This window comes from Chromohalobacter canadensis (assembly GCF_029544075.1).
In the GTDB taxonomy this organism is placed as follows: Bacteria; Pseudomonadota; Gammaproteobacteria; order Pseudomonadales; family Halomonadaceae; genus Chromohalobacter; species Chromohalobacter canadensis_A.
Genome location: NZ_JAJQJH010000026.1, coordinates 1 through 7,091 on the forward strand (window position 1 = coordinate 1; position 7,091 = coordinate 7,091).

Annotated in this window: 6 protein-coding genes and 1 CRISPR repeat array; all 6 genes read left to right on the top strand. The window is 61.8% G+C overall.

Annotation, left to right across the window (positions count from 1 at the left end; all coding sequences use genetic code 11):
* The first annotated feature begins 94 nt into the window (after nt 1-94).
* Nucleotides 95-271, top strand: coding sequence for a hypothetical protein (locus LUN51_RS17285; RefSeq protein ID WP_277812229.1), 177 nt, complete (start codon nt 95-97; stop codon nt 269-271).
* Nucleotides 272-391: 120 nt separating this feature from the next.
* Nucleotides 392-619, top strand: coding sequence for a hypothetical protein (locus LUN51_RS17290; protein WP_277812230.1), 228 nt, complete (start codon nt 392-394; stop codon nt 617-619).
* Nucleotides 616-2,001, top strand: coding sequence for an alpha,alpha-trehalose-phosphate synthase (UDP-forming) (locus LUN51_RS17295; RefSeq protein WP_277812231.1), 1,386 nt, complete (start codon nt 616-618; stop codon nt 1,999-2,001). Before LUN51_RS17290 ends, LUN51_RS17295 begins: the two co-directional genes overlap by 4 nt.
* 271 nt (nt 2,002-2,272) lie before the next feature.
* Complete coding sequence (locus LUN51_RS17300; protein WP_277812232.1) at nt 2,273-2,902, top strand: OmpW/AlkL family protein; 630 nt, start codon at nt 2,273-2,275, stop codon at nt 2,900-2,902.
* 72 nt (nt 2,903-2,974) lie between these two features.
* A complete protein-coding gene (locus LUN51_RS17305) occupies nt 2,975-3,286 on the top strand; it encodes a hypothetical protein (protein ID WP_246942085.1) in 312 nt (103 codons plus the stop codon).
* 4 nt (nt 3,287-3,290) lie between these two features.
* Complete coding sequence (locus LUN51_RS17310) at nt 3,291-4,235, top strand: glycerophosphodiester phosphodiesterase (RefSeq protein ID WP_277812233.1); 945 nt, start codon at nt 3,291-3,293, stop codon at nt 4,233-4,235.
* 197 nt (nt 4,236-4,432) lie between these two features.
* Nucleotides 4,433-7,043: direct repeats of the CRISPR family, unit length 28 nt; unit sequence TTTCTGAGCTGCCTGGGCGGCAGCTGAC.
* Nucleotides 7,044-7,091: the final 48 nt, after the last annotated feature.

Consider the following 7,091-nt stretch of genomic DNA (forward strand, 5'->3'; position numbering starts at 1 on the left):
GCACAGGTGTTTCTGGGGGAATACTCCGGCGCCCTGGATACCGCAGGTGCTGCGCTTATTGGTTGAATTCAGGTCTTTAAGAGAGGACGCACATATGCAAAAGCAAGCCCGCGTGGAACCCATTTTCGATAGCGATGATCTGAAAGAAAACATCACCGGTTGGGTGGTGATCGACGAAAGCCAGCCCGACAACGAGAACGTCGTCTCCGAGCACGACACCCGGGGAGAGGCACTGCGTGCGGCCGAACAATTCGAGCAAAGCGAGCACTGAGCCAGCCCCTCCCGGCGCTACGCGGCCTGGGTGGGCATGCCCACACCCTCGACGCACCTTTCGGCAGCCAGGATGAGACTGCCGCAACCTGCTATAGGAATCAGTACAGGAGGTACTGACATGGCTGGAGAATTTGGCAACGCAAAACCCTCGCACCCTTCTGCCAAGGTGGAGCCCCATCACCACGAACTCGGCCTGATCGACGACTTTCAAGTCGGTGCGCTGTTGAGCTTCACCCCGCACGTGATCACTGACCATGACTTGTCTGGGCCGGGCATCAGCCACGGCGGACTCCGCATCCGCTACTACCGCCGCCACCGAGCCGCATGCGGGGAGGAAGCCGTATGACCCGTCTCGTCGTCATCTCCAACCGCGTATCCATCCCCGAACCTGGCAAGCCCCAGGCCGGCGGCCTAGCCGTGGCGATCACCGGCGCCCTCAACGAATACGGCGGGCTATGGTTCGGCTGGGACGGCAAGGTTAGCCAGACAGCGACCAGCCGCCCCACCACCGTGCAGCACGACAACATCACCTACGCCACCCTGCCGCTGTCCAAGGAAGACTACGACGACTACTATCTTGGCTTCTCCAACGAAGTCGTCTGGCCAGTCTTCCATTTCAACCTTGGCGCCATGGACTTCCGGTTGAATTACGCCAAGGCCTACCAGCGCGTCAATGAGCGTTTCGCCAGTTCGCTGAGCACGCTGCTCGAGGGCGGCGAGCTGATCTGGGTCCACGACTATCACCTGCTGCCACTGGGCAAGGCGTTACGCAAGCAAGGCGTCACCGACCCGATCGGCTTCTTCCTGCACATCCCGTTTCCCAGCTACGACTTGCTGCGCGCCCTGCCCGGCTATCGCGAGCTGCTCGACGACTTGCTGCACTACGACCTGCTCGGCTTCCAGACCGATAACGACCTGCACGCCTTCCGCCAGGCGGTGATCGAAACCTTCGGTGCCGAGGTCTTCGACGACACCATCGAGTACAACGGCCAGCGGATACGTACCGGCGTCTACCCAGTGGGTATCGATGTCGACGAACTGGCCAGTGAAGCCGAACGCTCCTGCGCGCAGGAACAAGCCTGCCAGCTCAAGGAGGATCTCGGCGAGCGCGACCTGATCATCGGCGCTGACCGGCTCGATTACTCCAAAGGCCTGGTACAGCGCTTCAACGCCTTGGAGGCGCTGTTCACGGATTTCACGCATCGCCGCCAGCAGACGGTCTTCATGCAGATCGCCAGCCCCTCACGCAGCGCGATCCCCGAGTACGACGAACTGCGCCGCCAGCTCGAAGAGATGGCCGGGCATATCAACGGTACCTATGCCGACCTCGACTGGGTGCCGGTGCACTATCTCAATCAGACCTACCCCCGCGAAGCGCTGATGGGCCTGTTTCGTTCCGCCCGGGTCGGCCTGGTGACGCCGCTGCGCGATGGCATGAACCTGGTCTGCAAGGAGTTCGTCGCTGCTCAAAGCCCCGACGATCCCGGTGTGCTGGTGCTCAGCGAGCTGGCCGGCGCCGCTCATGAATTGAGCGGTGCGCTGCTAATCAACCCGTATGATGTGAACGCCATCGTCAACGCCATCGAACAGGCTCTGAACATGCCACTGGATGAGCGTTGTGCACGCTACCAGCAGATGATCAGCGCGCTCAGGCGCAACAGCCTGCTCGAATGGCGCCGGCGCTTCATGGAGCACCTGAGCCAGCAGCAGACGGCCCTCGGCGCCTAGTCGCGCCCTGCCCACCGAGCCTGATGCGTCAGCCAAAACAGCTGACGCACGCATCGTGGCCTCGTTCCGCTAACGTCAGCGGAACGAGGCCACTTTCTTGTGTCACGCCGTAAGCGGAATGTCGGCATGCCGATGGGACTGCGACATATAACCACATTTTTTATGTGGTTATTAGGTTTAGACTTGATGCATACGAAGCGCCCGCCGCTTCTCGCTTCACCTCAAACCAGCTCGTCTCAAACCAACTCGTCACAAACTAAGGAGTCGTCCCATGCGCCGTGCCCTGCTCGTTTCCTCACTCGCCCTCACCGCCGCGCTCGTGCCCGCCACCTCCGCGTTCGCCTACGGCCAGGGCGATTTTTACACCCGCTTCGGCGTCGCTAAGGTCGCCCCGCAAAGCGACAACGGCGACTTCGGCGCGCCGCTGAACATGAAAATCGACGCCGACGACGACAGCGGTTTCGCCTTCACCTTGGGGTATCGCTTCCACGACAAACTCGGCGTGGAACTGCTCGCCGCGCAGCGCTTCGAACACCAGGTCGCCCTCAATGACGACAACCTCGCGTCCATCAAGCACCTGCCGCCGACACTGACGCTGCAGTACTACCCGCTCGGCGGCACCGACGCCCGCGTGCAGCCCTACCTCGGCGCCGGGATCAACTACACCCACTTCTCCGACGAGAAACTCGACGGCGGCGAGCTCGAACTTGACGACAGCTGGGGCGCCGCCGCCCAACTCGGGGTCGACCTGCTGATCGACGATCACTGGGCGCTCAACGCCGCCGCCTGGTATCTCGACATCGACAGCGACGCCACCGCCACGCTCGGCGGCACCGACTATCACACCAACGTGGACATCGACCCCATCGTCGTCATGGGCGGGCTCAGCTACCGGTTCTGAGCCGCCCGGCTAGGCGATACCCCGCACGGCGGGCTACCCTGTAAAAACACACGGATGCGACAGGAGCCCGCCATGCATAAGCACATCGACTGGGACGCCCCCGGCAACGCCAGCGTGACCCGCCACTACGCCAGCGACAAGCAGCACGAAGTTCAACCCCACCCCGGCATGATGCTCTCCGCTCGCTACCAAGGCATGGTGGTTCGCGTCGAGGTCGAAGCCTACCGTGAAGACGACGCCCTCAGCATCGGCAAGGTCGCCGCGCTCATCGACACCCAAGGCAAACGCCACCAGACCCACGACGATTTAAGCGTCGGCGACTACGTCCGCCTCCCCGACGACAAACGCGCCCTGGAACCCGCGATCGAGGATGAAGAGGACTGAAGCCATGTCGACGCTTCGACCCGCACTTTCGTCCACGCTGGCCCTGCTCGGCAGCACCACGCTCTTGGTCTCCATGACCGCCCAAGCCGATGCGCTCGAACAGCAACGCCAGGATCTTCAGCACTTCCAGGTCATCGCCCACCGCGGTGCCAGCGGCTATGCCCCCGAACATACTTGGTACGCCTACGACAAAGCACTCGCCATGGGCGCCGACTACCTCGAGCTGGATATCCATATGAGTGCCGATGGGCGCCTGGTGGCCATTCACGACACCACCCTGGAACGCACCACCGATGGCCAAGGGTTAGTGAAAGAACACAGCCTCGACGAACTCAAGGCACTCGACGCCGGCAGCTGGTTCAACGCCGCCCACCCGGAATACGCCGACGACGCCTACGCCGGCGCCAAGCTACTCACCCTGGATGACGTCATCGACCGCTACGGCCAGGACGTGCGCTACTACATCGAGACCAAATCACCCAAGGACTATCCCGAGCTGCAAGACGCCCTGGTCAGTAGGCTCGAGACCGAAGGCCTGGTGCAATCCGGTTCCGTGGTCATTCAATCCTTCAGCCAAGCCAGCCTGCAGGAAGTGCACAAGCTCAATCCCGACATCCCGCTGATCCAACTGCTCTGGTACTCCCCCAGCGAAGACGGCAAAACCCTCGAAGAATGGACCGGCGTCACCCCCAGCCCCGCCAACATCACCGATGCCGACTTCCAGGCGATCGCCGACTACGCCGACGGCGTCGGCCCCAACTACCTCTACGAAGGTGAACCGGTCATCGACGCCCGCTTCATCGAGCAGGCCCACGCCAACGACCTTCTGGTGCATGTCTACACCGTCAACGACAAAGACCAGATGCGCCAACTTCTCGACTGGGGCGTCGACGGCCTCTTCACCAACTTCCCCGACCGATTGAAGGAAGTGCTGGCAGAAGCAGAGTGATACTTCAGGCGGCCGTCTCGTTCCTCAGGCTCTCGTAAGGCATCTTGAACCCATCGTGAAGCCACCGAAATCAGGCACAGGCTGAGCTTGCGCAGGCGATTCAACACTTCGGAAACGCGACCGCTCGGGCCGATATAAGACTCAAGATCGCGGGGTAGCGCTAACCCGTAGGCGGCGTGTTACTGGCTGGCGAGCTGTTTCTGAGCTGCCTGGGCGGCAGCTAACACGTCAATGGGCTGCGTGACGCTGGCCCCGATTTTCTGAGCTGCCTGGGCGGCAGCTAACGTCGCCAGTTACCTCATCATCGACTACATAAATTTCTGAGCTGCCTGGGCGGCAGCTAACATCCGGGAGCAGCGCGCGCTGCCGCTGATCCATTTCTGAGCTGCCTGGGCGGCAGCTAACGGACAATCTGACGCATCGTGTTGTCTCCTGTCTTTCTGAGCTGCCTGGGCGGCAGCTAACCTGGCGTTGAGCCTGAATTTGCGTATATCGGCTTTCTGAGCTGCCTGGGCGGCAGCTAACCACCAGTAAATGCCAATGCGGACACCCGTCGTTTTCTGAGCTGCCTGGGCGGCAGCTAACTCGCATAACCAATAGCCGTACCCGCGACACCGTTTTCTGAGCTGCCTGGGCGGCAGCTGACTGCAAGGTTCAGGGCGTCGTGATGGCGCAGATTTTCTGAGCTGCCTGGGCGGCAGCTGACGCTTTATCTCGACTCTTCCCGTGCAGATGGATTTTCTGAGCTGCCTGGGCGGCAGCTGACCTGGCTGGCGTACTCGAGCGTCCACGCCAGGTTTTCTGAGCTGCCTGGGCGGCAGCTGACTGGCCGGTGGGTGATGCGATCGAAATGCTCGCTTTCTGAGCTGCCTGGGCGGCAGCTGACCACGCCCTGGACAACTTCATTCCTGGCGGACATTTCTGAGCTGCCTGGGCGGCAGCTGACGATGCCAGCCTGAAGAACCAGGCCGCGTCCCATTTCTGAGCTGCCTGGGCGGCAGCTGACAATTCCTCGAAGGGAAGACCGGCTCGCTGAAATTTCTGAGCTGCCTGGGCGGCAGCTGACATGCTTGGGCGCTTCTTGTTGCGCGTCTTGTCTTTCTGAGCTGCCTGGGCGGCAGCTGACCTTTTCCACCGGCGCGGCCGGGTTGTTTTCATTTTCTGAGCTGCCTGGGCGGCAGCTGACACTGTCGTGAGATAGAGCCCGCCTTTTCACGCGTTTCTGAGCTGCCTGGGCGGCAGCTGACGCAGCAGATGAGAAGCATCCCTCACTCGCCGATTTCTGAGCTGCCTGGGCGGCAGCTGACAATGCCTTGTCGACCCCGTTGTAGATGCCTTTTTTCTGAGCTGCCTGGGCGGCAGCTGACGACCGCGATCTTGCCGAGGAGCAGGCAGAGCATTTCTGAGCTGCCTGGGCGGCAGCTGACGCGCTTTTGGCGGTGCCGGGGCTTATCTATGTTTTCTGAGCTGCCTGGGCGGCAGCTGACGAGACGTGACGCGCCCCGCGCCGGTATCGCGTTTTCTGAGCTGCCTGGGCGGCAGCTGACCGTTCACTGCCCGTAGTCAGTGTCCGCAACGATTTCTGAGCTGCCTGGGCGGCAGCTGACATACGCCGCGTGGTAGCGGGCCGCGACACCGTTTTCTGAGCTGCCTGGGCGGCAGCTGACATCCGGGGAGGGTGACAACCTGACATCCTCCGTTTCTGAGCTGCCTGGGCGGCAGCTGACGCATTCGCGGCGATGTGCGAACCCCGGCCCGATTTCTGAGCTGCCTGGGCGGCAGCTGACGGAGCCGCTACCCGGCAAACCTGGCGGCATTCGTTTCTGAGCTGCCTGGGCGGCAGCTGACGGATAACTGGCACTGCTTGCACGTCTTGAGCTTTTCTGAGCTGCCTGGGCGGCAGCTGACCCTCGGCTATGCGTTCTTGAGCTGGTTGATCTTTTCTGAGCTGCCTGGGCGGCAGCTGACCTCATCAAGATCGTTTCGAGCACTTCCCGGTCTTTCTGAGCTGCCTGGGCGGCAGCTGACATCCAGGCAGCGGCGCAGCGCTCGATCACGCATTTCTGAGCTGCCTGGGCGGCAGCTGACTCATCGGCCACGGCCTGCCGATCGGCCGCTGTTTTCTGAGCTGCCTGGGCGGCAGCTGACGAACCGGCGAGCTGGTCACGCCATTTCAGAACTTTCTGAGCTGCCTGGGCGGCAGCTGACCGTTCCTCGGCCTCTGCCTCTTGCTGCTTATCTTTCTGAGCTGCCTGGGCGGCAGCTGACCGGCTCATCGGCGGGCTTGCACCACAGCAACATTTCTGAGCTGCCTGGGCGGCAGCTGACGATCAGGTAACGCGAGACAGCGATGGCTTGCCTTTCTGAGCTGCCTGGGCGGCAGCTGACCTTAGATCAGGCATTAAGGTCTAGCATTATCATTTCTGAGCTGCCTGGGCGGCAGCTGACGCAAATACTCGAGCATCCGCTGCCAGAACTCATTTCTGAGCTGCCTGGGCGGCAGCTGACGGTATTGCTTGCGAACGATGGACGCCGTGCACTTTCTGAGCTGCCTGGGCGGCAGCTGACGGTGGGCTGGGTCTGTTGCTGGGCTTGCTGGCTTTCTGAGCTGCCTGGGCGGCAGCTGACGGTGAGTCACTGATGGGCCTAGCTCGTCAGGTTTTCTGAGCTGCCTGGGCGGCAGCTGACACTTTGAAATGCGTATCAGTTATAAGGCTGATTTTCTGAGCTGCCTGGGCGGCAGCTGACGCACCCACCGGCTACGGCCACCGAGGCGGGCTTTTCTGAGCTGCCTGGGCGGCAGCTGACACTTTGAAATGCGTATCAGTTATAAGGCTGATTTTCTGAGCTGCCTGG

Coding starts and splice junctions, on each gene's coding strand:
- LUN51_RS17285 (WP_277812229.1), top strand. CDS start 95: ATGCAAAAGCAAGCCCGCGTGGAACCCATTTTCGATAGCGATGATCTG.
- LUN51_RS17290 (WP_277812230.1), top strand. CDS start 392: ATGGCTGGAGAATTTGGCAACGCAAAACCCTCGCACCCTTCTGCCAAG.
- LUN51_RS17295 (WP_277812231.1), top strand. CDS start 616: ATGACCCGTCTCGTCGTCATCTCCAACCGCGTATCCATCCCCGAACCT.
- LUN51_RS17300 (WP_277812232.1), top strand. CDS start 2,273: ATGCGCCGTGCCCTGCTCGTTTCCTCACTCGCCCTCACCGCCGCGCTC.
- LUN51_RS17305 (WP_246942085.1), top strand. CDS start 2,975: ATGCATAAGCACATCGACTGGGACGCCCCCGGCAACGCCAGCGTGACC.
- LUN51_RS17310 (WP_277812233.1), top strand. CDS start 3,291: ATGTCGACGCTTCGACCCGCACTTTCGTCCACGCTGGCCCTGCTCGGC.